The sequence below is a fragment of the Micrococcus sp. EWR3.9.1 genome, from assembly GCF_052615555.1.
Genome location: NZ_JBQXFD010000002.1, coordinates 134,931 through 158,728, shown reverse-complemented (window position 1 = coordinate 158,728; position 23,798 = coordinate 134,931). Strand labels below are relative to the sequence as shown.

General features: G+C 71.3%; 23 protein-coding genes. 13 read left to right on the top strand and 10 right to left on the bottom strand.

What is annotated here, in order from left to right; genetic code table 11:
* The first annotated feature begins 113 nt into the window (after positions 1 to 113).
* From leuA to ACUJ8O_RS02310, 3 genes are read left to right on the top strand one after another with little or no spacing between them, the layout of a single operon-like run.
* Positions 114 to 1,847 carry a 2-isopropylmalate synthase gene (gene leuA / locus ACUJ8O_RS02320; protein ID WP_206495815.1) on the top strand — a complete coding sequence of 578 codons (1,734 nt, stop codon included), beginning with the start codon at positions 114 to 116 and terminating at the stop codon, positions 1,845 to 1,847.
* The gene (gene recO / locus ACUJ8O_RS02315) at positions 1,844 to 2,665 is read left to right on the top strand and encodes a DNA repair protein RecO (protein WP_440314634.1); all 822 of its coding nucleotides are present in this window, start codon (positions 1,844 to 1,846) and stop codon (positions 2,663 to 2,665) included. Before leuA ends, recO begins: the two co-directional genes overlap by 4 nt.
* Complete coding sequence (locus ACUJ8O_RS02310; protein WP_049161858.1) at positions 2,662 to 3,525, top strand: isoprenyl transferase; 864 nt, start codon at positions 2,662 to 2,664, stop codon at positions 3,523 to 3,525. The genes recO and ACUJ8O_RS02310 overlap by 4 nt, the downstream gene beginning before the upstream one ends.
* On the opposite strand, the gene ACUJ8O_RS02305 is transcribed toward ACUJ8O_RS02310, so the two are convergent.
* Positions 3,465 to 4,574 carry an alpha/beta hydrolase gene (locus ACUJ8O_RS02305; RefSeq protein WP_206495813.1) on the bottom strand — a complete coding sequence of 370 codons (1,110 nt, stop codon included), beginning with the start codon at positions 4,572 to 4,574 and terminating at the stop codon, positions 3,465 to 3,467. The two genes, ACUJ8O_RS02310 and ACUJ8O_RS02305, sit on opposite strands and share 61 nt — an antisense overlap.
* 55 nt (positions 4,575 to 4,629) lie before the next feature.
* Here ACUJ8O_RS02305 and ACUJ8O_RS02300 point away from each other — a divergent pair, with 55 nt between their 5' ends.
* The gene (locus ACUJ8O_RS02300; RefSeq protein ID WP_123243827.1) at positions 4,630 to 5,757 is read left to right on the top strand and encodes a quinone-dependent dihydroorotate dehydrogenase; all 1,128 of its coding nucleotides are present in this window, start codon (positions 4,630 to 4,632) and stop codon (positions 5,755 to 5,757) included.
* 66 nt (positions 5,758 to 5,823) lie between these two features.
* Here ACUJ8O_RS02300 and ACUJ8O_RS02295 read toward each other — a convergent pair whose 3' ends face one another.
* Positions 5,824 to 6,447, bottom strand: a complete 624-nt coding sequence (locus tag ACUJ8O_RS02295) for a DUF3043 domain-containing protein (protein WP_078025459.1) — start codon at positions 6,445 to 6,447, stop codon at positions 5,824 to 5,826.
* 80 nt (positions 6,448 to 6,527) lie between these two features.
* Here ACUJ8O_RS02295 and ACUJ8O_RS02290 point away from each other — a divergent pair, with 80 nt between their 5' ends.
* From ACUJ8O_RS02290 to ACUJ8O_RS02270, 5 genes are all read left to right on the top strand, one after another.
* Positions 6,528 to 7,931: a dipeptidase gene (locus tag ACUJ8O_RS02290; protein WP_095346463.1), complete on the top strand. Its 1,404-nt coding sequence runs from the start codon at positions 6,528 to 6,530 to the stop codon at positions 7,929 to 7,931.
* Positions 7,932 to 8,049: 118 nt separating this feature from the next.
* Positions 8,050 to 8,442 carry an iron-sulfur cluster insertion protein ErpA gene (gene erpA / locus ACUJ8O_RS02285; protein WP_002854644.1) on the top strand — a complete coding sequence of 131 codons (393 nt, stop codon included), beginning with the start codon at positions 8,050 to 8,052 and terminating at the stop codon, positions 8,440 to 8,442.
* Positions 8,443 to 8,720: 278 nt separating this feature from the next.
* On the top strand, positions 8,721 to 9,638 hold the full coding sequence (ctaC, locus tag ACUJ8O_RS02280; RefSeq protein WP_370448943.1) for an aa3-type cytochrome oxidase subunit II: 918 nt from the start codon (positions 8,721 to 8,723) through the stop codon (positions 9,636 to 9,638).
* Positions 9,638 to 11,347 carry an aa3-type cytochrome oxidase subunit I gene (ctaD, locus tag ACUJ8O_RS02275; protein WP_095346459.1) on the top strand — a complete coding sequence of 570 codons (1,710 nt, stop codon included), beginning with the start codon at positions 9,638 to 9,640 and terminating at the stop codon, positions 11,345 to 11,347. The genes ctaC and ctaD overlap by 1 nt, the downstream gene beginning before the upstream one ends.
* Positions 11,344 to 11,745: a cytochrome c oxidase subunit 4 gene (locus ACUJ8O_RS02270; RefSeq protein WP_036315109.1), complete on the top strand. Its 402-nt coding sequence runs from the start codon at positions 11,344 to 11,346 to the stop codon at positions 11,743 to 11,745. The genes ctaD and ACUJ8O_RS02270 overlap by 4 nt, the downstream gene beginning before the upstream one ends.
* A gap of 1,127 nt (positions 11,746 to 12,872) precedes the next feature.
* Here ACUJ8O_RS02270 and qcrB read toward each other — a convergent pair.
* From qcrB to ctaE, 4 genes are all read right to left on the bottom strand, one after another.
* Entirely contained in the window at positions 12,873 to 14,567 is a 1,695-nt protein-coding gene (gene qcrB, locus ACUJ8O_RS02265) for a cytochrome bc1 complex cytochrome b subunit (protein WP_069941591.1), read from the bottom strand.
* Positions 14,568 to 14,572: 5 nt separating this feature from the next.
* On the bottom strand, positions 14,573 to 15,649 hold the full coding sequence (qcrA, locus tag ACUJ8O_RS02260; protein ID WP_069941590.1) for a cytochrome bc1 complex Rieske iron-sulfur subunit: 1,077 nt from the start codon (positions 15,647 to 15,649) through the stop codon (positions 14,573 to 14,575).
* Between the two features lie 69 nt (positions 15,650 to 15,718).
* Positions 15,719 to 16,525, bottom strand: a complete 807-nt coding sequence (gene qcrC / locus ACUJ8O_RS02255) for a cytochrome bc1 complex diheme cytochrome c subunit (protein WP_123243828.1) — start codon at positions 16,523 to 16,525, stop codon at positions 15,719 to 15,721.
* An 85-nt stretch (positions 16,526 to 16,610) separates the two neighbouring features.
* Positions 16,611 to 17,249 (bottom strand): aa3-type cytochrome oxidase subunit III, encoded by a 639-nt coding sequence (gene ctaE / locus ACUJ8O_RS02250; RefSeq protein WP_428842618.1) that lies wholly within the window; start codon positions 17,247 to 17,249, stop codon positions 16,611 to 16,613.
* 190 nt (positions 17,250 to 17,439) lie between these two features.
* On the opposite strand from ctaE, the gene trpD reads away from it, so the two are divergent.
* Complete coding sequence (gene trpD / locus ACUJ8O_RS02245) at positions 17,440 to 18,498, top strand: anthranilate phosphoribosyltransferase (RefSeq protein ID WP_123243829.1); 1,059 nt, start codon at positions 17,440 to 17,442, stop codon at positions 18,496 to 18,498.
* Between the two features lie 54 nt (positions 18,499 to 18,552).
* Here trpD and ACUJ8O_RS02240 read toward each other — a convergent pair whose 3' ends face one another.
* Both ACUJ8O_RS02240 and ACUJ8O_RS02235 read right to left on the bottom strand, forming a co-directional pair.
* A complete protein-coding gene (locus tag ACUJ8O_RS02240; RefSeq protein ID WP_123243830.1) occupies positions 18,553 to 18,834 on the bottom strand; it encodes an Lrp/AsnC family transcriptional regulator in 282 nt (93 codons plus the stop codon).
* Positions 18,835 to 18,902: 68 nt separating this feature from the next.
* Positions 18,903 to 19,319, bottom strand: coding sequence for a DUF3054 domain-containing protein (locus tag ACUJ8O_RS02235; RefSeq protein ID WP_123243831.1), 417 nt, complete (start codon positions 19,317 to 19,319; stop codon positions 18,903 to 18,905).
* Positions 19,320 to 19,428: 109 nt separating this feature from the next.
* Between ACUJ8O_RS02235 and ACUJ8O_RS02230 the strand changes: the two genes are divergently transcribed.
* Together ACUJ8O_RS02230 and ACUJ8O_RS02225 are read left to right on the top strand one after the other, a co-directional pair.
* Entirely contained in the window at positions 19,429 to 20,079 is a 651-nt protein-coding gene (locus ACUJ8O_RS02230; protein ID WP_123243832.1) for a hypothetical protein, read from the top strand.
* 230 nt (positions 20,080 to 20,309) lie between these two features.
* Positions 20,310 to 20,426 (top strand): superinfection immunity protein, encoded by a 117-nt coding sequence (locus tag ACUJ8O_RS02225; RefSeq protein WP_233569894.1) that lies wholly within the window; start codon positions 20,310 to 20,312, stop codon positions 20,424 to 20,426.
* 16 nt (positions 20,427 to 20,442) lie between these two features.
* Here ACUJ8O_RS02225 and ACUJ8O_RS02220 read toward each other — a convergent pair whose 3' ends face one another.
* Positions 20,443 to 20,991 carry a maltokinase N-terminal cap-like domain-containing protein gene (locus tag ACUJ8O_RS02220; protein WP_123243833.1) on the bottom strand — a complete coding sequence of 183 codons (549 nt, stop codon included), beginning with the start codon at positions 20,989 to 20,991 and terminating at the stop codon, positions 20,443 to 20,445.
* Between the two features lie 59 nt (positions 20,992 to 21,050).
* A complete protein-coding gene (locus tag ACUJ8O_RS02215) occupies positions 21,051 to 23,156 on the bottom strand; it encodes an NADPH-dependent 2,4-dienoyl-CoA reductase (RefSeq protein ID WP_158184436.1) in 2,106 nt (701 codons plus the stop codon).
* Positions 23,157 to 23,305: 149 nt separating this feature from the next.
* On the opposite strand from ACUJ8O_RS02215, the gene ACUJ8O_RS02210 reads away from it, so the two are divergent.
* Positions 23,306 to 23,782: an NfeD family protein gene (locus ACUJ8O_RS02210; protein ID WP_020624804.1), complete on the top strand. Its 477-nt coding sequence runs from the start codon at positions 23,306 to 23,308 to the stop codon at positions 23,780 to 23,782.
* The last annotated feature ends 16 nt before the right edge of the window (positions 23,783 to 23,798 follow it).

The window sequence follows — 23,798 nt, the reverse complement described above, 5'->3', positions numbered from 1 at the left end:
AGGACGCCTCCCACCGGACCGGACACCCCGTGCGGAGCCCCTGACCTCCCGGTCCGGCCACCGACCACCCACCTTTCGCGCGCCCGCCGCGCGCACGTCGAGGGAGAACACGCATGAGCGCCCACCTGCAGAAGTCGTCGGGGATGAAGTTCCACAAGTACGTCCCGTTCCAGGACCAGATCGAGGTCGCCCTGCCGGACCGCACCTGGCCGGACAAGGTCATCGAGAAGGCGCCGCTGTGGTGCGCCGTGGACCTGCGCGACGGCAACCAGGCCCTGATCGACCCCATGGGCCCCGAGCGCAAGCTGCGCATGTTCCAGCTGCTCGTCGGCATGGGCTTCAAGGAGATCGAGGTCGGCTTCCCCTCCGCCTCGCAGACCGACTACGACTTCGTCCGCCAGCTCATCGAGGGCGACCACATCCCGGACGACGTCACCATCCAGGTCCTCACCCAGTCCCGTGAGCACCTGATCGAGCGCACCTTCGAGGCGCTCGAGGGCGCCGACCGGGCCATCGTGCACCTGTACAACTCGACGTCGGTGCTGCAGCGCCGCGTGGTGTTCCGGCAGGACGAGGACGGGATCGTGGACATCGCGACCTCCGGCGCGCGCCTGGTGAAGAAGTTCGAGGAGCAGCTCAAGGGCACGCAGATCACCTACGAGTACTCGCCCGAGTCCTACACGGGCACCGAGCTCGAGTTCGCCCGGCGCATCTCGGACGAGGTGGCCACGGTCCTGGAGGCCTCCACCGACCGCAAGATGATCCTGAACCTGCCGGCGACGGTGGAGATGTCCACCCCGAACGTGTACGCCGACTCGATCGAGTGGATGCACCGCAACCTGGAGCACCGCGACTCGCTCCTCCTCTCCCTGCACCCGCACAACGACCGCGGCACGGGCGTGGCCGCCGCCGAGCTGGGCTACCTGGCCGGGGCGGACCGCATCGAGGGATGCCTGTTCGGCAACGGCGAGCGCACCGGCAACGTCGACCTGGTGACGCTGGGCATGAACCTGTACTCGCAGGGCGTCGACCCCATGATCGACTTCTCCGACATGGACCACATCAAGCGCACGGTCGAGTACTGCAACCAGCTGGCCGTGCCCGAGCGCTCGCCGTGGGGCGGCGACCTCGTCTTCACGGCCTTCTCCGGCTCCCACCAGGACGCCATCAAGAAGGGCTTCGAGGCCATGGAGGTCGACGCGAAGGCGGCCGGCACGGACGTGGACGGCATCCCGTGGGCCGTGCCGTACCTGCCCATCGACCCGAAGGACATCGGCCGCTCGTACGAAGCCGTCATCCGCGTGAACTCGCAGTCCGGCAAGGGCGGCGTCGCCTACCTGCTCAAGTCCGAGCACAACCTGGACCTGCCGCGCCGCGCGCAGATCGAGTTCTCCCACGTCATCCAGGATCTGGCCGACGCCCAGGGCGGCGAGGTCTCCGGCGCCGACCTGTGGCGCGTGTTCCAGGACGAGTACCTGCCCGCCGACGCGGCCGAGGCGCAGTGGGGCCGCTACCGGCTCCGCTCGGTCTCCTCGGCCTCCGGCGAGGACGGCGCGTTCCGGATGGAGGCCGAGCTCGAGGTCGACGGCGTCACACAGACCCGCGCGGCGCAGGGCAACGGCCCGATCGACGCGTTCCTGCGCATCCTCGGCGAGGAGGGCGTGGACGTCCGCGTCCTCGACTACTCCGAGCACGCACTGTCCGAGGGCGGCGCGGCCATGGCCGCCGCCTACGTGGAGGCGGCCGTGGGCGACCGTGTCCTCTGGGGCGTCGGCCTGGACCACAACACCACCACCGCCTCGCTGAAGGCCGTGGTGTCCGCGGTGAACCGCGCCCTGCGCGCGTGAGCGGCTCCGGCTCCTCTTGGCGGGGTGCGCGGCACGGCGGCTACGCGGCGAACTCGTTCCGCACCGAGGCCATCGTGCTGCGCACCCACCGTCTGGGGGAGGCCGATCGCATCGTCGAGGCGCTCACCCCCGAGCACGGCCTGGTCCGGGCCGTGGCCAAGGGGGTGCGCAAGACATCCTCCCGGCTGGGCTCGGTGGTGGAGCCGTTCATGCACTCCACGCTCCAGCTCGCACGCGGCCGGGGCGAGCTGCACACCGTGAGCCAGGCGCAGCTGCTGCACCCGTACGCGACGATGCTGGCCGCCGACTACGACGCCTACACCGTCGCCGGCGCCCTCGCCGAGGCCGTCGAGCGGGTCCCCGCGGTCGACGACGACGGCCGGCGCGCCCAGTACCGCCTGTTCCACGGCGCGCTGGCCGCGCTGGCCCGTGGCGCGCACGACCCGCGGCTGATCCTGCACTCGTTCCTGCTGCGCGCGCTCGCCCAGGCCGGCTGGGCCCCCACCTTCGACCGGTGCGCCCGCTGCGGCGCCCCCGGCCCGCACACGGCGCTGCACGTGGGCCTCGGCGGGGCCGTCTGCCCGGAGTGCAGGCCACCCGGTGCCGCGCACCCGGCCCCGGAGACCTTCGATCTGCTCTCGGCCCTTGCAGCGGGGGACTGGGCCACCGCGGACGCCTCCGGGGGCCCCGCCCGCCGAGAGGCGGCCGGTATCGTGGCGGCGTACCTGCAGTTCCACGCCGAGCGGCGCCTGGTGTCCCTGTCCGTCCTGGACCAGGACCTCGGCCTCCCCGCCCCGCGCGTCGAGAGGAGACCATGAGCGCCGACCGTGCCCCGCAGCCCCCGCCGCCGCACCCCTCGGGTGCGGTCGCCCCGCGGATCGATCCGCGTTTCGTGCCCCGGCACGTGGCGATCGTGATGGACGGCAACGGGCGGTGGGCCAACCAGCGCGGCCTGCCCCGCACCGAGGGCCACCGGGCCGGCGAGGCGGCCCTGCTGGACGTCGTCGCCGGGGCGGTGGAGCTGGGGATCGGCCACGTGTCCGCGTATGCGTTCTCCACGGAGAACTGGCGGCGCTCGGCGGAGGAGGTGCGCTTCCTCATGGGCTTCTCCCGGGACGTGCTGCGCCGGCAGCGGGACACCCTGCACTCGTGGAACGTGCGGATCCGGTGGAACGGGCGGGCCCCGCGCCTCTGGACCCCCGTGATCCGGGAGCTGCAGGAGGCCGAGGAGCTCACGCGCCACAACACCGGCACCACCCTGCACATGTGCGTGAACTACGGCAGCCGGGCCGAGATCCTGGACGGCGTCCAGGCGATCGCCGAAGAGGTCCGGGCCGGCCGGATGCGGCCGGGGGAGATCAGCGAGGACGTCATCACCCGCTACCTCGACCGCGGTTTCCGCACGGGTCAGGACGTCGACGTCGTCCCGGACGTGGACCTGTTCCTGCGGACCTCGGGGGAGCAGCGCCTGTCCAACTATCTGCTGTGGCAGTCCGCCTACGCGGAGCTGCTGTTCCTGGACGTGCTGTGGCCGGACGTCGACCGGCGGACCCTGTGGGCCGCCGTCGAGACCTACGCCCGACGGGACCGCCGCTACGGCGGCGCCGTGGACACCCCTCAGCCGGCGCCGTCGTCCGGCGCGCCGGACTCGGCCTCGGACGCCGACGGCGGCGCGTAGGCCCCCAGCCACGTGAGCGTCGCGGCACCGGCCGCCTCGCGCACCGACGCGGGGGAGGCGAACACGTCGTGCAGCGCGTCGGGGAGCCGGTGGACGGTCACCCGGTCGCCGAGCCGCAGGGAGCGGCGGGCCATGGCGTCGGGGTCCAGGACGATGTCCGAGGTCAGCATCGCCTCGGCGTAGGACGTGCCCCGATGCCCGCGCGCGGAGACGAGCACGAGGATCGGCACGGTGACGTGGAGCCGCCCGGCCACGGCCCGGTGCCCCGAGAGGACCGCGCTCAGCCAGGCGGCCGGCACCTCGAACGCGTGCGGGGGACGCCAGAGCGGGTGCAGGTCCCATTCGCCCTCGGCCTGGTCCGAGAGGGTGCGCCAGTAGTGGTCGATGCGCGGCAGTGTGAGCATGGCGTAGGGCTTCATGGCGGAGACGGGCCCCACGATGGACTTCGCCAGCAGGCGCACCCCCGCGCTGCCCTGCATCTCCAGCCACGGGCTGTTGAGCACGAGCGCGGCGAGGCGGCCGGGATTCCGGTCCGCCCACAGCGCGGCGATCAGCCCGCCGGTGGAGTGTCCCATGAGGATGGGCGGCAGCGGGTGGTCCTGGGCGATGGTCTCGAACGCGGCCTCGAGGTCCGCGTCGTAGCGGGCCAGGTCGTCCGTCCAGCCGGGCGTCTGTCCCGCGCGCAGCGAGCGGCCGTAGTGGCGGAGGTCGACGGCGTGGAAGGCGTAGCCGGCGGCCTCGAACGCGCGGGCGAGCGGGGCGTTGTAGAAGTAGTCGCTCCAGCCGTGCACCGAGAGGATGGGTCGCCGGGCCGGGTCACGGGCGGCGTCGGTGCGCGGACGCACCACTGTGACAAGGTTCTGTCCTTGTTCATCGGTGTCGAGGCCGAGCGTGCATCGTTCGAAGCCCGGCAGCCCGTCCGGGACCCAGCCCAGGCCCGGCGGATCGTCGAGGAACGGGCGGGTGTCCTCCTCCGTCGGTCCGCCGGCGGGTGCGCCGTGCGGGGCGGAGGGGTCCGGGGGCGGCGGCTGGAGCGGGTCACGGGCCATCCGACCACTGTAGGAGGACCCCGGGCGGGCGGTAGGCCCGTGCGAGGATGGGGGCATGCAGCTGCCTGATCCCAAGTCCGCCGTCGACGGCATCCTGACCTCCCGCGCGCCTCGCCTGTACCCGCCCTTCTTCCGTGCCGTGTTCGGCGGCATGGACGCGGAGCAGGCGCACCATCGGGGCTTCGACGCGATCCGGCTGGTCGAGCGCACCGGGGCGTCCGCCGCCCTGCGCGCCGCCTTCCGCCCGGACCCGCTGCTCGCGCGCACGGTCATGGGCCTGCGGTTCCCGACGCCCTTCGGCCTGGCCGCGGGGTTCGACAAGGACGGCCGGGGGACCGCCGCCCTGGCCGACCTCGGGTTCGGCCACATCGAGGTCGGCACGATCACGGCGCAGCCGCAGCCCGGCAACCCGCAACCGCGACTGTTCCGTCTCGTGGACGACCGGGCGCTGGTCAACCGCATGGGCTTCAACAACGACGGCGCGGCGGCCGTCGCCCCCCGCCTGGCGCGGACCCGGCAGACACTGGAGCGCCGCTTCGGCCCGGCCCGGCCGGTCCTGGGCGTGAACATCGGCAAGACCAAGGTGGTCCCCCTCGAGGACGCGGCGGACGACTACCGGGCCTCGACCCGCCTGCTCGCGCCCCACGCCGACTACCTGACGGTCAACGTGTCCTCGCCGAACACGCCGGGGCTGCGCCAGCTGCAGGAGATCGACGCGCTGGAGCCGATCCTCACGGCGGTGCGCGAGGAGGCCGACCGTACGGTCCCGGACCGTCGCGTGCCGCTGACCGTGAAGATCGCCCCGGACCTGGCGGACGACGACGTGCGCGCCGTCGGGGCGCTCGCCGAGCGCCTTGGGCTCGACGGCGTCATCGCGACCAACACGACCGTCTCCCGGGAGGGCCTGCGCACCCCGCGTGCCGACGTGGACGCCCTGGGCGCGGGCGGCCTGTCCGGCGCCCCGCTCCAGGAGCGGTCGAGGCGGGTGCTGGAGGTCCTGCGGACGGCGCTGCCGACGGGCACCGCCGTCGTCAGCGTGGGCGGGGTGACGGACGCCGACGACGTCCAGGCCCGGCTCGACGCGGGCGCGGACCTCGTCCAGGGCTACACCGCGTTCCTCTACGAGGGGCCGTTCTGGGCCGGCCGGATCACCGCCGGGCTGGCGCGGTCCCTGCGGGGCTGACGGTCTGCTCGCCGGGGCCGCGACGGCCCGGACCCACCGGGGTCCGGGCCGTGGCGCGGTGTCGTGTCAGGCGGGGTACTCGCCCCGCTTGACCTGGGGCTTGGGCAGACGCAGGCGGCGGAACTGCAGGGCCCGCATGATGCCGTAGAAGCCGGTCCCGGGCTCCGGCGTGCCGAAGCGCTCCGTCAGGCCCTTCTTGATGTGCCGGCTGACCAGGAAGCTCTCGATGAGCACGAGGGCCACGAGGACGTACAGGCTGATCATCAGGATCAGCTGCGCCTCGCGGCCGGGGATGAACATGAGCAGGACGTAGGCGAAGACGACGGGCATGAGCCACTCGCCGATGCCGGTGCGCGCGTCCACGTAGTCACGGACCCAGCGCTTCTGCGGTCCCTTGTCGCGTGCCGGGAGGCCGCGCTCGTCCCCGGTCTCCAGCGCGGCGCGCTGGCGCATCCGCTCCTGGGCCATCGCCTGACGCTCGGCCTTGCGGGCCGCCTTGCGATCTTCGGGGACCAGGGTGCGACGGCGCGCGGCCTCCTGGTCGCGGCGCCGTGGAGTCGGGCCCTTCTTGCCCTGCGAGCGGTCGCGCGGCCCGGCCTCGGCCACGGCGGCGCCCTCGGCGGGAGCGGCCGAGGAGCCGTGAGTCGAGGGGGCGGGCGCGGTCTCGGGGGTCTTGTCTCGCTTGAACACCCGTCCAGTCTAGTGGTGGGGCGCGTCCGGCCTGGCCGGAGGCGCGGCCCTCGGCCCGGCCGCCGTCTACGCTGGCCGTCATGACTGACATCACCTCCCGTGCGCCGCAGGACGCGGCCCTCGTCTCCGCCGTCCGTGAGGCCGTCGAGGCCCGTTTCCCGACGACCCTCCAGACCCTCACCGACCTCGTGGCGATCCCGGGCATCGCCTGGGACTCCGCGGACCGCGCCCAGCTCGAGCGGTCCGCGGAGGCCGTCGCGGGCCTGCTGCGCGAGGCGGGCCTGCAGGATGTAGAGATTGTGTCCGAGATCCGCGACGACGACCGGCCCGGCGGGCCGGCGGTGATCGGCGAGAAGCCCGGCACCTCTGACAAGCCCACTGTCTTGTTTTATGCCCATCATGACGTGCAGCCGATCGGGGACGAGGACCTCTGGGACACCCCGCCGCTCGTGGCCACCGAGCGCGGCGGGCGGCTGTACGGCCGCGGCGCCGCCGACGACAAGGCCGGCATCATGGTCCACCTCGCCGCCCTCGCCGCCCTGCGGGACGTCCTGCCCGACGCCGGCGTCGGCGTCCGCGTCTTCATCGAGGGCGAGGAGGAGGCCGGCTCGCCCACCTTCCGCACCTTCCTGGAGAAGCACCGGGCGCGCCTCGACGCCGACGCGATCGTGGTCGCGGACTCGTCCAACTGGGCTGTGGGGGAGCCCGCGCTGACCACCTCCCTGCGCGGGCTGGTGGACGGCACGGTGACCGTCCGGGTGCTCGACCACGCCGTGCACTCCGGCATGTTCGGCGGGCCGGTCCTGGACGCCGTCGTCCTGCTCTCGCGGCTGATCGCCACGCTCCACGACGCGGACGGCGCGGTCGCCGTGCCCGGCCTCGAGCCGCGGCAGACCGCGGGCCTGGACTACCCCGAGGACGTCTTCCGTGCGGACGCGGGCGTGCTGGACGGGGTGACCCTGGCCGGCCGCGGCCCGGTCGCGGACCGGCTGTGGAACGCTCCCGCGCTGAGCATCATCGGGATCGACGCGCCCTCGGTCGCGGAGTCCTCGAACACGATCCAGCCCGCGGCGCGCGCGAAGTTCTCGCTGCGCCTGGGCCCCGGCATGGAGCCCGCGGAGGCCTTCGAGGCGCTGCGCACCCACCTGGAGGCGCAGTCCGCGGCGGTGCTCGGCGCGGAGATCACGGTCACCGAGGGGGAGTTCGGTCAGCCGTTCACGACGGACACCTCGGCCCCCGCCGCGGCCGCGATGATGGCCGCCCTGGAGGACGCCTGGGGCGTCGAGCCCCGGGCGATCGGCATGGGCGGCTCCATCCCGTTCACCGCGGACCTCGCCGAGGTCTTCCCGGAGGCCACCCTCCTCATCACGGGCGTGGAGGACCCGGACACGCGGGCGCACTCGGCCAACGAGTCGCTGCACATCGACGACTTCAAGCGGGCCGTCGTGGCCGAGGCGCTCTGGCTCGCGCGGCTCTCCGCGTGAGCGCCGCCCGGCCCGTCGGTGCGGCGGGCCGGGAATGCCCCGTGGGCGGCTAGTGTTGCCCGGGAGACCACACGCGCGTGACGGCCCCGTCCGCGCCCCATGATCTGAGGAGGTCACGATGGCTCTGTCCGCAGAGGAGACCGGCGTCGAGATCGGCGCAACCCAGGACGCCGAGGGCCTGCCCCCGCACGAGGTCGAGCTGACCGACGTGGCGGCCGGCAAGGTGCGCTCGCTGCTCGAGCAGGAGGGTCGCACGGACCTGCGGCTGCGCGTCGCCGTGCAGCCGGGCGGCTGCTCCGGCCTGATCTATCAGCTCTACTTCGACGAGCGCGTCCTCGACGGCGACACCGTCCGTGACTACGACGGGGTCGAGGTGATCGTCGACAAGATGAGCGTGCCCTATCTCATGGGCGCGACCATCGACTTCGAGGACACCATCTCGAAGCAGGGCTTCACGATCGACAACCCCAACGCGGGCGGCTCCTGCGCCTGCGGCGACTCCTTCCACTGATCTGCGGGCGCCCGGAGCGCCTCGGACCACGAACCGGCGGGTCGGCCTCGGTCGGCCCGCCGTCGTCGTGCCCGGGCACCGTGCCCAGGATGCTCGGACCCGACTCCCAGACACGATCGGCACGTGTCACGGTGCGGAGAATCCGCGCGTTTCGGCGTAGACTGGCTCTGAATCATCAGGGCATACCCGTGCTCCCTGCGAGGACGCTGCGAGAAGTCGCCGAATCGCCGGGGGAGCGGGGACGCCCCTCGCACACGAGATGAAGAGGAAGGCCGTCTGTGAGAGCACAGAATGACGCCGGACGTCGGACTCGCCGCCGCTGGACCGCCGGTGCCGTGGGCACCACGGCGCTCCTGGTGCTGACCGGCTGTTCGGCAGAGGTCCAGCGCGGCTGGTACCCCGGCACCCGGGACACCACCAACCACAACGCCCAGCTCACCGACCTGTGGGTGAACTCCTGGATCGCGGCCATGGTCGTCGGCCTGCTCGTCTGGGGCGCCATGATCTGGTGCATGGTGGCCTACCGCCGCCGCAAGAACGACCAGGGCTTCCCGAAGCAGACGGCCTACAACGTGCCGCTCGAGACCATGTTCACGGCCATCCCGATCCTGACGGTCTTCACCCTCTGGGGCTTCACCGACCGCGTCCAGACCGAGGTCGACCGCCCCGTGGACGACTCGCCGCTGACCGTCACCGTGTACGGCAAGCAGTGGTCCTGGGACTTCAACTACTCCTACGAGCAGGAGAACGGCGAGGTCATCGAGGCCCACTACTCCGGCATCCAGGCCCAGCTGGACGGCACCGAGGGCGTGCGTGACACCCTTCCGGTCCTGTACCTGCCGAACGACGTGCCGGTGCACTTCGAGCTGAAGTCCCGCGACGTGGCGCACTCCTTCTGGATCCCGCAGTTCCTCCAGAAGCGCGACATGATCCCCGGCAAGACCAACCACCTCTACCTGACCCCCCAGGAGCTGGGCAGCTACGACGGCAAGTGCGCCGAGCTGTGCGGCGAGTACCACTCCGAGATGCTCTTCAACGTCGAGGTCGTGGACGAGGCCGAGTTCGTGGACCGCCTCGAGGAGATGGAGCCGGGTCAGGTGGGCGAAGAGTACAGCCGCAACCCCAACAACAACCCTGACGGCGCCGGGACGATGGAGCGCGATCTCCAGACCCCCCGCGGTGGAGGTAGCCACTGATGACCACTTACGAGTACGCAACGGATGAGGTGCGCTCACAGGCGCAGCCTCGTGTGGTGCCCCGTTCGCTGGGCAAGATCGTCGTCAGCTGGCTGACGACGACCGACCACAAGGTGCTCGGGTACATGTACCTGATCACGTCCTTCATCTTCTTCTGCATCGGCGGCGTCATGGCCCTCATGATCCGCGCGGAGCTCTTCGAGCCCGGCATGCAGATCCTGCAGACGAAGGAGCAGTACAACCAGCTGTTCACCATGCACGGCACGCTCATGCTGCTCATGTTCGCGACCCCGCTCTTCGTGGGCTTCGCCAACGTGCTGGTGCCGCTGCAGATCGGCGCTCCGGACGTGTCCTTCCCGCGTCTGAACGCCCTGGCGTTCTGGTTCTTCCTGTTCGGCTCGCTCATCGCGACCGCCGGCTTCCTCACCCCGCAGGGTGCGGCCTCGTTCGGCTGGTTCGCCTACGCCCCGCTCTCCAACACCACGTACTCGCCGGGCGTCGGCGGTGACCTCTGGGTGTTCGGTCTGGTCCTCCAGGGCTTCGGCACGATCATGGGCGGCGTCAACTTCATCACCACGATCCTGACGATGCGTGCTCCTGGCATGACGATGTGGCGCATGCCGATCTTCACGTGGAACACGCTCATCACCGGCATCCTGATCATGATGGCGTTCCCGCCGCTGGCCGCCGCGCTCTTCGCGCTGGGCCTGGACCGTCGCTTCGGCGGCCACATCTTCAACCCGGAGAACGGCGGCGCCATCCTGTGGCAGCACCTCTTCTGGTTCTTCGGCCACCCCGAGGTGTACATCATCGCCCTGCCGTTCTTCGGCGTCGTGTCGGAGATCATCCCGGTGTTCTCCCGCAAGCCGATCTTCGGCTACAAGTCCATCGTGTTCGCGACGACGGCGATCGCCGCGCTCTCCGTGACGGTGTGGGCGCACCACATGTACGTGACCGGCGCCGTGCTCCTGCCGTTCTTCTCCGTAATGACCATGCTCATCGCGGTCCCGACCGGCGTGAAGTTCGTGAACTGGATCGGCACCATGTGGCGCGGTTCGATCACCTTCGAGACCCCGATGCTGTGGACGCTCGGCTTCATGGTCACCTTCCTGTTCGGTGGCCTGACCGGCGTCATCCTGGCGTCGCCGCCCCTGGACTTCCAGGTGTCCGACACGTACTTCGTCGTGGCGCACTTCCACTACGTCGTCTTCGGCACCGTGGTGTTCGCGATGTTCGCCGGCTTCTTCTTCTGGTGGCCGAAGTTCACCGGCAAGATGCTGAACGAGCGTCTCGGCAAGATCCAGTTCTGGATGCTGTTCGTGGGCTTCCACGGCACGTTCCTGATCCAGCACTGGCTCGGTGTCATCGGCATGCCCCGTCGCTACGCGGACTACATGGTGGAGGACAGCTTCCAGGCGATGAACGCGTTCTCCTCGGTGTTCTCCTTCGTTCTCGGCGCGTCGCTGATCCCGTTCTTCTGGAACGTCTACATCACCTCGCGCTATGGCAAGAAGGTCACCGTGGACGACCCGTGGGGCTTCGGCGCCTCGCTCGAGTGGACCACTTCGTGCCCGCCGCCGCGGCACAACTTCCACTCCCTGCCGCGCATCCGCTCCGAGCGTCCGGCGCTGGATCTGCACCACCCGGAGCTCTTCCCGCACTCGCCTCAGAACACGTCTGAGGCCTTCGGAGAGAAGGTCGCCCAGTGAAGGTCGCAGCCAACATCTTCTGGATCATCGGCCTGTTCTTCATCGCAGCCGCCACCCTCTACGGGTTCTGGGTCGAGTGGACCGAGTGGGCAGGCATCCCGGCCATCTACGCCGTGGGCGGGATGTCCTGGATGATCGCGTGGTACCTGAACGTCACCGAGCGGAAGTACGGCGTCGGGCCCGCCGATGATGCGGACGGCCAGATCGCCGACTACGCCGGCACCTACGGCACCTTCGCTCCCTGGAGCTGGTGGCCGCTGGGCCTCGGCCTGGCCTGCGCGATCATCGTGACCGGTCTGGCCGTCGGCTGGTGGATCTTCATCATCGGCGTCATCGCGGGCGCCTACTTCACCTTCGGGTGGGTCTACGAGTTCTCTCGGGGCAAGTACGCCCACTGACCCGACCGTCGTCGAACGCCGCAGGCCGGACCCCTTGGGGTCCGGCCTGCGGCGTTTTCATGCCGCGTGTGCTGCGGAGCGACACGGCGCCGTCGCGGGCAGCCAGCTCCTGCGCCGCGGGGCCGGTCACGGCGACCGGCCTACTCGCCGCTCGGGGGCCAGGCGTGGTGCCCGGGTGAAGGGTTCGCCTGGTGGCCCGTCCCGCTGTCTCGTGGTCTGCGTAGGCCCGGGCATCGACCGCCGCGCAGAGTCAGCGGCGCGCCAGGAGCGCCTCACCGCGCTGCCCATGACGACGTCTGCGTGCCGCGGCGGCACTTGAATGGGCCGTCCCGTCGCGCGTCCCGTTGATGCCCGTGCCCGCGACTCCTACGCCGCTCTCAGCGGCCGGAACGAGCCTCGTCACGTAGAGACCGGGCAGGGGAGTCGCACGGGGTGCAGGCCAGCAGGGCCGTCGCTTGTGACGGTCCACGTGGCGAGGTGAGGGTGACACTTTCGGTGGGCGCCGGACGAGGCCCCCTCCGCCCCCTCTGCACCGTCCGAGGGGGCGGGGCCGGCCCGGCCTCCGGAGAGCCCGTGGCCGCGTCCGCACGGGCACCTGCCACGCACTGTCGACAGCTCCTCGGTCAGGAAGAAAGGGCTGGCCGGTGGTTGCGGCGATGGGCCTCATCATCACCATCGGTGCATCGGTGCATCGGTGCATCGGTGCAGCGGAGTACGGCTTGGCTCTGCACCGGTGCCCACCATGTTGACCGTGACGCCGTGGCCTGCATCCGGGCCGTCGTCCATCTCGGGGCCCAGGGGTGGCGGATGGCCACCCTGCCGGGACAGCCCCCGCCGCCAGGACACACCGTCGGGCACGGGCCCGCGGCACCTGGGAGTCCGGAACCGGGCACGTGGCCGTCAGCAGGGGCCGGGCACGTCCCAGGCTGGCGGGAAACGCTGGGCAGGCCCACGGGGGTGGCCCGGGACCGGCGGGCCTGAACCCTTCGCCGTCCATGCGGGCCGATGCGCGCCGCGGCGTCGGGGCTGCTCAGGGCAGCGCGTCCTCGAGGTCACCCTGGGAACGTCGAAGGGCCCCACGCACCATGGTGCGTGGGGCCCTTCGTCAGGGAATCAGCCGCTCGGGATCAGCGATCCAGGTGAGGGGCGTGCGAGCCGTGCTCGAGCTCGACGGGGTGCTCCTCGTGGCCGTGCTGGCCGTGGGTGCGGGCCTCCACCAGCTCCTCGCGGGAGACCGGGGCGACGCGATCCTGGTAGAACATGCGGTTCAGGCCGGCACGGGCCTTCTCCAGCATGCCCACCTTGCCGTTGCGGCCGGGGATGGCCGGCACCGGGCGACGATCCTCGAAGGACACCAGGCGGTACAGCTCGTAGTCGGTGAGCTGACGGTGCCGCTCGTGGAAGCCGCCCTCGGGGGACATCTCGATGACACCGGCCTCGTGGCCGTGGAGCACGAGCTCACGGTCCTTGCGCTGCAGGGAGAGGCAGATGCGGCGGGTGACGATGAAGGCGATCACCGGGCCGAGGAAGAACAGCGCGCGCAGCACGTACAGCACGTCGTTCAGGGAGAGGCGGAAGTGGGTGGCGATGAGGTCCGAGGACGCGGCCGCCCACATGACGCAGTACCAGACGACGGCGGCCACGCCGATGCCCGTGCGGGCCGGGGCGTTGCGCGGACGGTCGAGCAGGTGGTGCTCAGTGTTGTCCTTGGTGATCCACCGCTCGATCCAGGGCCAGGTGCACATGCCGACGAGCAGGACGCCGACCGGGATCAGCGGCACGAGCACGCCCATGGGCAGGGACACCGAGGAGCCCCACGGCATCGGGATGTTCCAGAGGAAGGAGTAGTCGCCGATCATGCCCGGCATGAGGCGCAGGGCGCCGTCGAACACGCCGATGTACCAGTCGGGCTGGGTGCCGGCCTGCACCGGGGACGGATCGTACGGGCCGTAGTTCCAGTTGGCGTTGATCGTCACCGTGGAGGCGATGAGCGCGAGCACACCGAACACGATGAAGAAGAAGCCGCCGGCCTTGGCCGCGTACACGGGGCCCACCGGGTAGCCGACCACGTTGTCCTCGGTGCGGCCCGGGCCCGGGTACTGGGTGTGCTTGTGCACGACGACCATGAACAGGTGGATGCCGATCAGCAGCAGGATGGCGGCCGGCACGATCATGATGTGCAGGGCGTACAGGCGGCCGATGACCGAGTGGCCGGGGAACTCGCCGCCGAAGAAGAAGGCGGAGAGGTACGTGCCCACCAGCGGCAGCGACTTCAGGATGCCGTCGATGATGCGCAGGCCGTTGCCGGAGAGCACCTCGTCGGGCAGGGAGTAGCCGGTGAAGCCGGCGGCCCAGCCGGCCATCAGCAGGAAGCAGCCGACCAGCCAGTTCAGCTCACGCGGGCGACGGAACGCGCCGGTGAAGAACACGCGCAGCATGTGGACGGACATGGCCGCCACGAACATCAGCGCCGCCCAGTGGTGCAGCTGGCGCATGAACAGGCCGCCGCGCACGTCGAACGAGATGTCCAGGGTCGAGGCGTAGGCCGCGGACATCTCGATGCCGCGCAGCGGGGCGTAGGCCCCGTCGTAGACGACCTCCGACATGGAGGGGTCGAAGAAGAGGGTGAGGAACGCGCCGGACAGCAGCAGGATGACGAAGCTGTACAGGGCGACCTCGCCGAACATGAACGTCCAGTGGTCCGGGAAGATCTTGCGGCCGAAGAACTTCACGATCGGCGACATGCCCATGCGGGTGTCGACGAAGTTGGCGATGCGGCCGGTCGTGGTCGCCGGCTGGAACTCATTCACGGTGGTGCTCATAGGTGTCAGCCACGCTCCCAGTAGACAGGCCCGACGGGCTCATGGAAATCGCTCTGGGCCACGAGGTAGCCCTCGTCGTCCACGGTGATCGGCAGCTGCGGCAGCGCGTGGCTGGCCGGGCCGAAGATGACCTTGCACTCCTGCGTCAGGTCGAAGGTCGACTGGTGGCAGGGGCAGAGCAGGTGGTGGGTGTGCTGCTCGTACAGGGCGATCGGGCAGCCCACGTGCGTGCAGACCTTGGAGTAGGCGAAGATCCCGTCCACGTTCCAGTCCTCGCGACCCGGGGTGATCTTCACCTTGGCCGGGTCGAGGCGCATGAGCAGGACGACGGCCTTGGCCTTCTGGTTGAGCTTGTCAGGGCCCAGGTCGTTCAGGCCGTCGGGGATGACGTGCACGGCGGAGCCGAGCGTGACGTCCGAGGCCTTGATGGGGGAGCCGGTGGGGTCGCGCACGAGGCGCACGCCCTCGGCCCACATGGTGTGGCGCAGACGCTCAGGGCCGAAGTTGTGAGCCTCCTGGTCCGAGAAATTGTCCGAGTCGTCCAGATCGCGGAACACGGCGATGAACGGCAGGGGGGCCAGCAGGGCGGCGCCGATCAGGGTGTTGCGCAGCAGGGGGCGGCGCTTGATCTGCGACTCGTCCAGGATCTCGGAGATCATCCCGGTGGCGGCCACGCGGTCGTCCTCCGAGCGGATCTCGTGACGGTCCTCCACGGTCTCGTGGTCCGGCATCAGGGTCTTGGCCCAGTGCACCACGCCGATGCCGATGCCGAACATGGCGAGGGCGGTGCCCAGGCCGAGCAGCAGGTTCTGCAGGTAGATCTTGCTGAACGCCTCACCGTTGCCGATCTGCCCCACACCGAAGTAGCCGATGAAGAAGAGCACCGTGCCCACGATGGAGATGAGGAACATGACCGAGACCTGACGCTCGGCGCGCTTCGCGGCCTTCGGATCCTCATCGGCCAGGCGCGGACGGTGCGGAGGCAGGCCCGGGTTGTCGATCGCGTACCGGGGCGCGTCCTCGCCGGCGTGCTCGAGGGAACCCGAGCGGTGCTCGGTCCCTTCAAAGCCTTTCTCGCCCATATGTCCTGTTTCCTTTACTCGAGTGATGAATGTCGATGACGGGTGGTCGGCGCGCCTGCGCCGATGGGATCAGGAGGATCGGCTGGTGAGCCAGACCATGAAGCCGATGATCAGCGCCAGGCCCGCGGTCCAGATGAACAGGCCCTCGGAGACGGGGCCGAGCGAGCCGAGGGTGAGGCCGCCGGGGGAGCCCTGGTTCTCGATGGTCTTGAGGTAGGCGATGATGTCGCGCTTGTCCTCGGGCTTGATGTTCGAGTCGGAGAACACCGGCATGTTCTGCGGGCCGGTCTCCATGGCCTCGTAGATGTGCTTCTCGTCCACGCCCTGCAGAGACGGGGCGTACTTGCCGCGGGTGAGCGCACCGCCGGCCGCAGCCGCGTTGTGGCACATGGCGCAGTTGATGCGGAACAGGTCGCCGCCACGGGTGATGTCCACGTCCTCGTGGTTCACATCCAGGTACTCGTCCTCTGGGATGGCCGGGCCGGCGCCGAGGGAGGCGACGTAGGCGGCGAGCTGAGCGGTCTGCTCCTCGTTGAACTGGTTCGGTTTGGCCGGGGCCTGCGGGCCGTTCATCTGCATCGGCATGCGGCCGGTGCCCACCTGGAAGTCGACGGAGGCGGCGCCGACACCGATCAGGGACGGGCCGGAGGGACCCCCCGCGGCACCCGTGCCGTGGCACGAGGCGCAGTTCGCGTTGAAGAGCTTCTCGCCCTCGGAGATGTCATCAGCCGAGGCGGCCGCGGTGACCTGCGTGGCCGCCTGCGCCTGGTTCACGGTGCTCGCGACGGAGTACAGTCCGCCGGTCACCAGGAGTCCCAGCAGGAGGAGCGCCAGCCCCATCAGGGGATGGCGTCGGTTCTGCGAAAGTGCCTTCACGAGGGTTTCCTATCGTTCTCTTCCGGGGCGGGCCGCTCATGCTGCCGGCCCTGGCCTGAAGTCGGTGCGGTGAGTGGGGGTCGTCTTACTTCAGGAAGTAGACGATGAAGAACAGGGCGATCCAGACGACGTCCACGAAGTGCCAGTAGTAGGACACGACGATCGCCGACGTGGCCTCGTGGTGGCCGAAGCGGCGGGCCATGTAGGCGCGGCCGATGATGAAGAGGAACGCGATCAGGCCACCGGTCACGTGGATGGCGTGGAAGCCGGTGGTGATGTAGAACGCCGAGCCGTACGCGTTCGCCGCGACGGTCACACCCTCGGAGACGAGGACCGCGTACTCGTAGGACTGCACCGCCACGAAGATCGAGCCCATGATGAAGGTCAGGATGAACCACTCGACCATGCCCCACTTCCCGAACTGCAGGAAGCCGCCGGTGCGGCGGGGCTGAAGGCGCTCGGCGGCGAGGACGCCGAACTGGGCGGTGACGGAGGAGAGCACCAGGATCGTCGTGTTCACCGCGGCGAGCGGGACGTTGAGGATCGCGGTGTGCTCGGCCCAGAGCTCCGGAGACGTGGAGCGAAGGGTGAAGTACATGGCGAAGAGCCCACCGAAGAACATGAGCTCGCTGGCAAGCCACACCATGGTCCCGACCTGCACCATGTTCGGCCGGCTCGGGAGCCCCGTGGTGGGCTGATGGAGAGTGGGGTTAGCTGTGGTCACCCAGCCATTATGGCCCCAAACACCGCCCGGGCGGTAAATCGAACCTACCGTGTCGCAGGACAGGTCGTCAGCACCGTCGGGGGGTTTCAGTGTCAGTCGGGGGCTGGCGTCCAGGGGATGTCCAGGTTCACGGCGGGCGGCGCATGACACGACGCGGTGCCGGGTGCGGCCGGGCCGCTAGGCTCAGTGCGTGAGCACCCCCGAGAACACCGCAGCAGTCCTGGGGACCTCCTGGCCGGAGGTCTTCCGCGCCCTCACCGTCGGTGAGGACCTCAGCGACGACGTCGCCGCGTGGGCCATGGGGGAGATGATGGCCGGCGATGCCACCGAGGGGCAGGTGGGCGGATTCCTCCTCGCCCTGGCCGCCAAGGGGGTGACGGTGCCGGAGCTGCGTGGCCTGACCGAGGCGATGGTGCAGGCGGCGAACCCGGTGCACGTGCCGGGGGAGACCCTCGACGTCGTGGGCACGGGCGGCGACCGCCTGGGCACCGTGAACCTGTCCACGATGTCCTCGCTCGTGGCCGCCGGCGCGGGCGCGCGGATCGTCAAGCACGGGAACCGCGGCGCCTCGTCCACGGCCGGCGCGGCCGACGTGATCGAGGCCCTCGGTGTGGACCTGTCCATGCCGGCCCGGAAGGCCGAGGAGTGCGCCGAGGCCGTGGGCATCACGTTCCTCTTCGCCCAGAACTACCACCCGTCCATGAAGTACGTGGCCCCGGTGCGCAAGCAGCTCGGCGTGCCCACCGTGTTCAACTTCCTCGGCCCGCTGAGCAATCCGGCCCAGGTCACCGCCCAGGCCCTGGGCTGCTCGAGCGAGGCCATGGTCCCGCTGCTCGCCCAGGTGCTCGCGGACCGGGGGGTGCGCGGCTTCGTCTTCCGCGGGGCGGACGGCCGGGACAAGATCACGACGTCGGGGCCGTCGACCGTCATGGAGGTCCGGGACGGTGTGCGCACCCACGAGCTCGATCCCCGGGAGCTGGGCATCGACCTGGCCCCCGTCCAGGCTCTGGCCGGGCGGGACGGCGCCTACAACGCGACCCTCGTCCGCGCTCTGCTGGCGGGGGAGAAGGGCCCGATCCGCGACGCCGTCCTCCTCAACGCGGCCGCGGGCCTGACGGCCTGGGACCGCGACGCGGACGCTCCGCTGATGGAGCGACTGGCGGCCAACATGACGCGGGCCGCCGAGTCGATCGACTCCGGCGCCGCGCGTGACGTCCTGGACCGCTGGGTCGCCTTCTCCCGGTCCTGATGGTGCGACCACGGGCCCTCACCGGCGAGGTGGGGCCCGTCGTCGAGAGGATGCTCAGGAGTCGAAGCCGAGCGCCCATCCCTCGCCGAGGTCCTCGGACGAGTAGGTCCGGAAGGCCAGCATGGTCTCGGTGTCCTGGATCCCGTCGACCTTGGAGAGGTGGTCGGCGATCACGTCGGCGAGGTCCTCGTAGCGGCGCACCGTGACCATCGCCACCAGGTCCCACGCGCCGGTCACGGAGTAGACCGACCCGACCCCCTCGAGCGCGGCGAGGGTCTCGGCGGTCTCCGGGATGCTGGATTTGTCGGTCTTGATCAAGACGATGGCGGTGACCACGGGCGGTCCTCATTTCCTCGATGCTGCGGGTCCGGTGTCCGCGATGATCCTAGCCGCGCGCCGACCCCTCACCTCCGGGTGCGGCGCACCAGCCAGGCGGTCACGGCCCGGCGACCCAGGAGCAGGACGCCCAGCACCCCGAGCGCCACGAGCACGAAGGACACGGGTGCGCCACCGAGGCCGAAGGCCACGCGCAGGACCATCCCGACGGCGACGGTCCCCAGCCACACGATCACGCCGTGGGGCCACACGCGGGCCCAGGTCCGGTGTCCGGAGGTCAGCCCGGTCATGAGCAGGAGACCCGCGAGGAACGGCGCCGCCGTGACCAGCAGCCCCAGCGGCCCGCGCTCCGTCGCGTGCTGCCCCTGGCCCAGGGCCACGAAGAGGAGGGTGAGCAGGAGGTCGACGGACAGCGCCGGCAGGGCGCCGCGCGGGTCACGGTGCTCGGCGGGCACGGCACGACGGGCGGAGGGGGAGGACGTCATGCATCCAGTCTGGCCCACCGACTCGTCCGGACGCAGCGTCCGGCCAGGGGCGGCTCGGCGGACGCGCCCTACGACAAGACAGGACAATTGTCAGAGATAGGCTCTCTGTATGGTGTCCGTGCATCTGGTGCCCATCCGACCGACCGCCGCCACGGCCGACGACGCCCGACGTCTGGCAGCGGCGCTGCTCGACGATCCCCGCCCGGACGCGGCTGTGACCTCGGCGGCGTGGCGTGTCGACCAATCCGACCCGGACGGCGAGGCGGCGTCGCACGACGGCGAGCTGGCCGTCGTCCTCGACGACATGACGGCTGCGGTGGGCCTGGCGCTGTGGGCCGTGCGGACCGGGTCCTGGGCGGTGCTGCTGAATCCCGAGGGTGCCTCCGACAAAAACTCATCGTTATCACACCTGACTCCAGCCGAGCGACGACGCGCCCGGCGGGCACCGGGACGGCTGGTGCTGCCGCACGGACGTGGCCCGGGCCGCGCCGCGGAGGCCGGCGGAGAGGCTGATCTGCGCTGTGCGGAGGCCACCCTGCAGCTGGTCGCCACGGTGGAACGGCGCCGGTCCGGTGACCAGCATGCAGCGGGGCGGCTGGTCGAAGCCGGTGCCAGTCAGCGAGAGGCGGCGGCGGAGCTCGGGATCAGTCAGCAGGCCGTCCATTCCCGGTTGCGGCACGGGCTCTGGCACGAGAGCCGGACGGCGGTGTCGGCTGTCCTGCCGTTGCTGGAAAGGCTGTCTGCAGACCCGGGGGAGTGAACCCCGGCACGCGGCGTCTGTACCGCCCGGCGCGGCCACCTTGCCCAGCTTACGACGCAGCGCGTGCCACGCAGGGTGGCGCTCGAAGGGGAGGCGAAGAACGGGCTAGTTGACATAATGTACATTATCGGCGCACCACAGAACGGCAGGCGGGGCGCCGCGCGGCGGGTCTCGCGCGTAGCCTGGACCCATGACGATCATGACCGACCAGCGCGTCCACCGTGTGGGCGGTGTTCTGGGTGAACCTGCTCACCGGGTGGACCGTCCTCGGCTGGTGCATCGCGCTGTACATGTCGCTCACCAGCCATCGCCGGCTGCGGTTCTGGGGCGGTCCGCGCGGCCTCTGACCGCGCGGACCGCCCCTCAGGAAAGGCGCGCGACGACGGCCCGCACACCGTCTCCCTCGGCGATCAGGCATCGCGGGCCGTCGACGTCCGCCTCATCCGTCTCCGACAGCTCGACCGGCACCTCGAGCTCCCCCGTCGCATCGGCGCCGATCACGCGGAGGGTGAGGTCCGGGGCGCGCGTCTCGAGGTAGGTCCCGGACTCGTCGTGCATCTCGAGTCGGGCCTGCGGGATCTCGCCGCGCACGCCCGCCGCGAGGATGCGGCGCGCGTCCGGGTCGGTGGCGGCGTCCACGACCCAGCGGTGTCCCAGGACGGAGTGCTCCGCCTCGGCCACGACGTCCCCCTCGAGGGGTGCGTCGCCTCGGTAGGCGAACGCGGTCTGATACAGCTGGTCCCCCACGCGCACGAGCATCGACTCGACGCCGATCTCGCCGGCGGGATCGTCGAACCGGTACGAGCCGACCTTCTCGGCGGTCACGTCCGCGGGCAGTCCGTGCGCCACGAGGCGGCGGCGGATCCATTCGGGCTTGTCCGGGTCCAGGCGTGCGGTGTAGATGAGAGCCATGCCCCGACCGTAGCCCCGACGTCGCTCGCCCGCGAGGGCCCGCCGGCCGGCGGCGCGGCTCAGCCCTGCACGGCCCGCACGGCGTGGTCCATGGCCCGGTAGGCGTCGAGCTCGCGGGCTTCGGCCGCCCCGCCGATCAGGCGCACCGCCTCCGGCGCGTAGCCCGCGGCCACGAGGTCCTCGACGAGATCCGTCTCGGACACCTGCCCGGCGCACACGACGACGTCCGTCACGTCCAGGGTCAGCGCCACGCGGGCCTCGGGGTCCTCCGGCGACGGCGCGGTCACGCGCAGACCGTCGGGGCCGACGCCCTCGTAGGTCACACCGGAGTGCAGCTGGACCCCGTGCTGCCGCAGCTCGGCGCGGTGCACCCAGCCGGTGGTGGGACGCAGTCGGGCGCCGATGGGTCCGGGGCTGCGCTGGAGCAGATGGACCTCGCGTCCGGGGCGGGCCGCGGCCGGCTTCGCGAGCTGGCCCGGCGTCTCCGAGGTCAGGGCCACGCCCCAGCGGGCCCGCCAGTGCGCCTGCGTCTCGGGTGTCCCGTCCGGCCGTTCGGTGCCGGCTGCCAGGGCCTCGGCGACATCCACGCCCACGCCGCCGGCGCCGATCACCGCGACGCGCGGGCCGACGTCGACGTGCCCCAGGACCACGTCGTCGTACGCGTGGACGGCGGGCGCACCCGGCTCCCCCGTCCCGGGTAGAGCGACCGGCCGGGGCCGCACGCCGGTGGTGAGGAGCACCTCGTCGTAACCCGGCTGTCCGTCGTCCGTCAGGAGTGCCTGTGCGGAGACCTCCTCCCCGGTCACGAGCGTCACCCCGGATGCCTCAGCGCGGGCCGCCAGGTGCTCCAGCGCCGGACCGAACTCCTCCTTGCCGGGAATGCGGCGGGCGAGCCGGAACTGCCCACCGGGCTCGGCGTGCCGGTCGAACAGGGTGACCTCGTGCCCGAACCGGGCCGCACGCTCCGCGGCCGTCAGGCCCGCCGGCCCGGCACCGACCACGGCGATCCGGCGCCGGCGACCGAGGGCCACCGGGACGGGCGCGGCGTACTCCGGCTCCGTCTCTCGCCCGGCGCGGGGGTTCATCAGGCACGAGACCTTGGCCCCGGTGAACACGTGGTCGAGGCAGGCCTGGTTGCAGGCGATGCACGGGGTCAGGGTCCGAGCGCGCGGGTCGCTGATCGCGGCCATCCACTCGGGGTCCGCCAGCAGGGGCCGGGCCAGCCCGACGAGCGCGGCGGCCCCGGACGTCAGCGCCTCCTCCGCCTCGGCGGGGGTGGTCAGCCGGTTGGAGGCGATCACGGGGATGTCGACGGCGGCGGTCAGGTCAGCCGAGGCGGGGAGGAACGCGGCGCGCGGCACGGAGGTCACGATGGTCGGCACACGCGACTCGTGCCACCCGATGCCGGTCATCAGGACGTCCGCTCCGGCGGCCTCGAAGGCCCGGGCGGTGTCCGCGATCTCCGCGCGCGTCTGCCCGTCGGGGACGAGGTCCGCCGCCGAGGTGCGCACCGAGAGCACGCCGCGCTCCCCCAGCGCCTCGCGCACGGCCGCGACCACCGCGACCGGGAACCGGCGTCGGCGCTCGGCGTCGCCCCCGTACTCGTCGGCGCGTCGGTTCGTCGCCGGGGCGAGGAACTGGTTGAGGAGGTAGCCCTCCGAGGCCATGATCTCCACGCCGTCGTATCCGGCCTCCAGGGCCAACGTGGCCGCGCGTGCGAACGCGTTCACGGTCCGCTCGATGTCCGCGGCCGTCATCTCCCGGGGCGTGTGCCGCGAGATCGGGGCGCGCACCGCGGAGGCCGAGACCAGGTCGGGGCTGGGGGCGTAGCGTCCCGCGTGCAGCAGCTGGGCGAGGATCCTGCCCCCGGCTGCGTGGACGGCGTCCGTGACGACGCGATGGGCGCGCGCGTCCTCCTCGCTGGCGAGCATCCCCCCGCCCAGCGTCACCGTGCCCTCGGGGACGACGCCCAGGCCGCCGGTGACGATGAGCCCGACGCCGCCGCGTGCCCGCTCCGCGTAGAACGCCGCCAGCTGCGGCAGGTCGTCGTGCCGATCCTCCAGTCCCATGTGCATCGAGGCCATGACCACCCGGTTGGGCAGCCGGAGGGGGCCCAGAGTGATCGGCTGGAGCAGGGGCGAGACCGCGACGGGTGAAGATGTCATGCCGCTCACATTACCGGGCGGTAGCCCCCTCCTTCCAGGACCGCCTGGGGACACGCTGTGTCCGGCGCCACTGCGTAGGGCAGGATGGGGATCACACGTCGACGCGCGGCAGACCCGTCCGCGCACCCGACACGGAGGGGAGCGCACGCATGGAGTGGATCGAGGCGAACGCGGGCTGGCTGTGGCTGGTGCTGGCCGCCGGCCTGGCCGGCGTCGAGCTGCTGACCCTCGACCTCGTCTTCCTGATGATCGCCGCCGGGGCCGGCGCGGCGGGGGTGGTCGCGCTCGTGGGCGGCCCGCTGGCGCTCCAGCTCGCGGCGTTCGCCGCCGTCGCCCTGCTGATGCTCGCCGCCGTGCGCCCCGTCGCCCTGCGCCACCTGCGCAAGGACACCGGCGCCGGTGCCTCCTACCTGGACACGCTCCCGGGGCGCCGCGTCGCGGCCCAGGGAGCGATCACCGGCGACGCCGGCACGCTCGCCGTCGACGGCGACACCTGGTCCGCCCGCGTCGAGCCCGGGGCGCCCGAGGTCGCCCCCGGCGACGAGGTGACCGTCCTGCGCATCGACGGGGCCACCCTGGTGGTCCGCCCGCTCCCCCGCATCGACTGGGAGGCGGACGGCGCCTGAGCCGCCCCACGTCCTC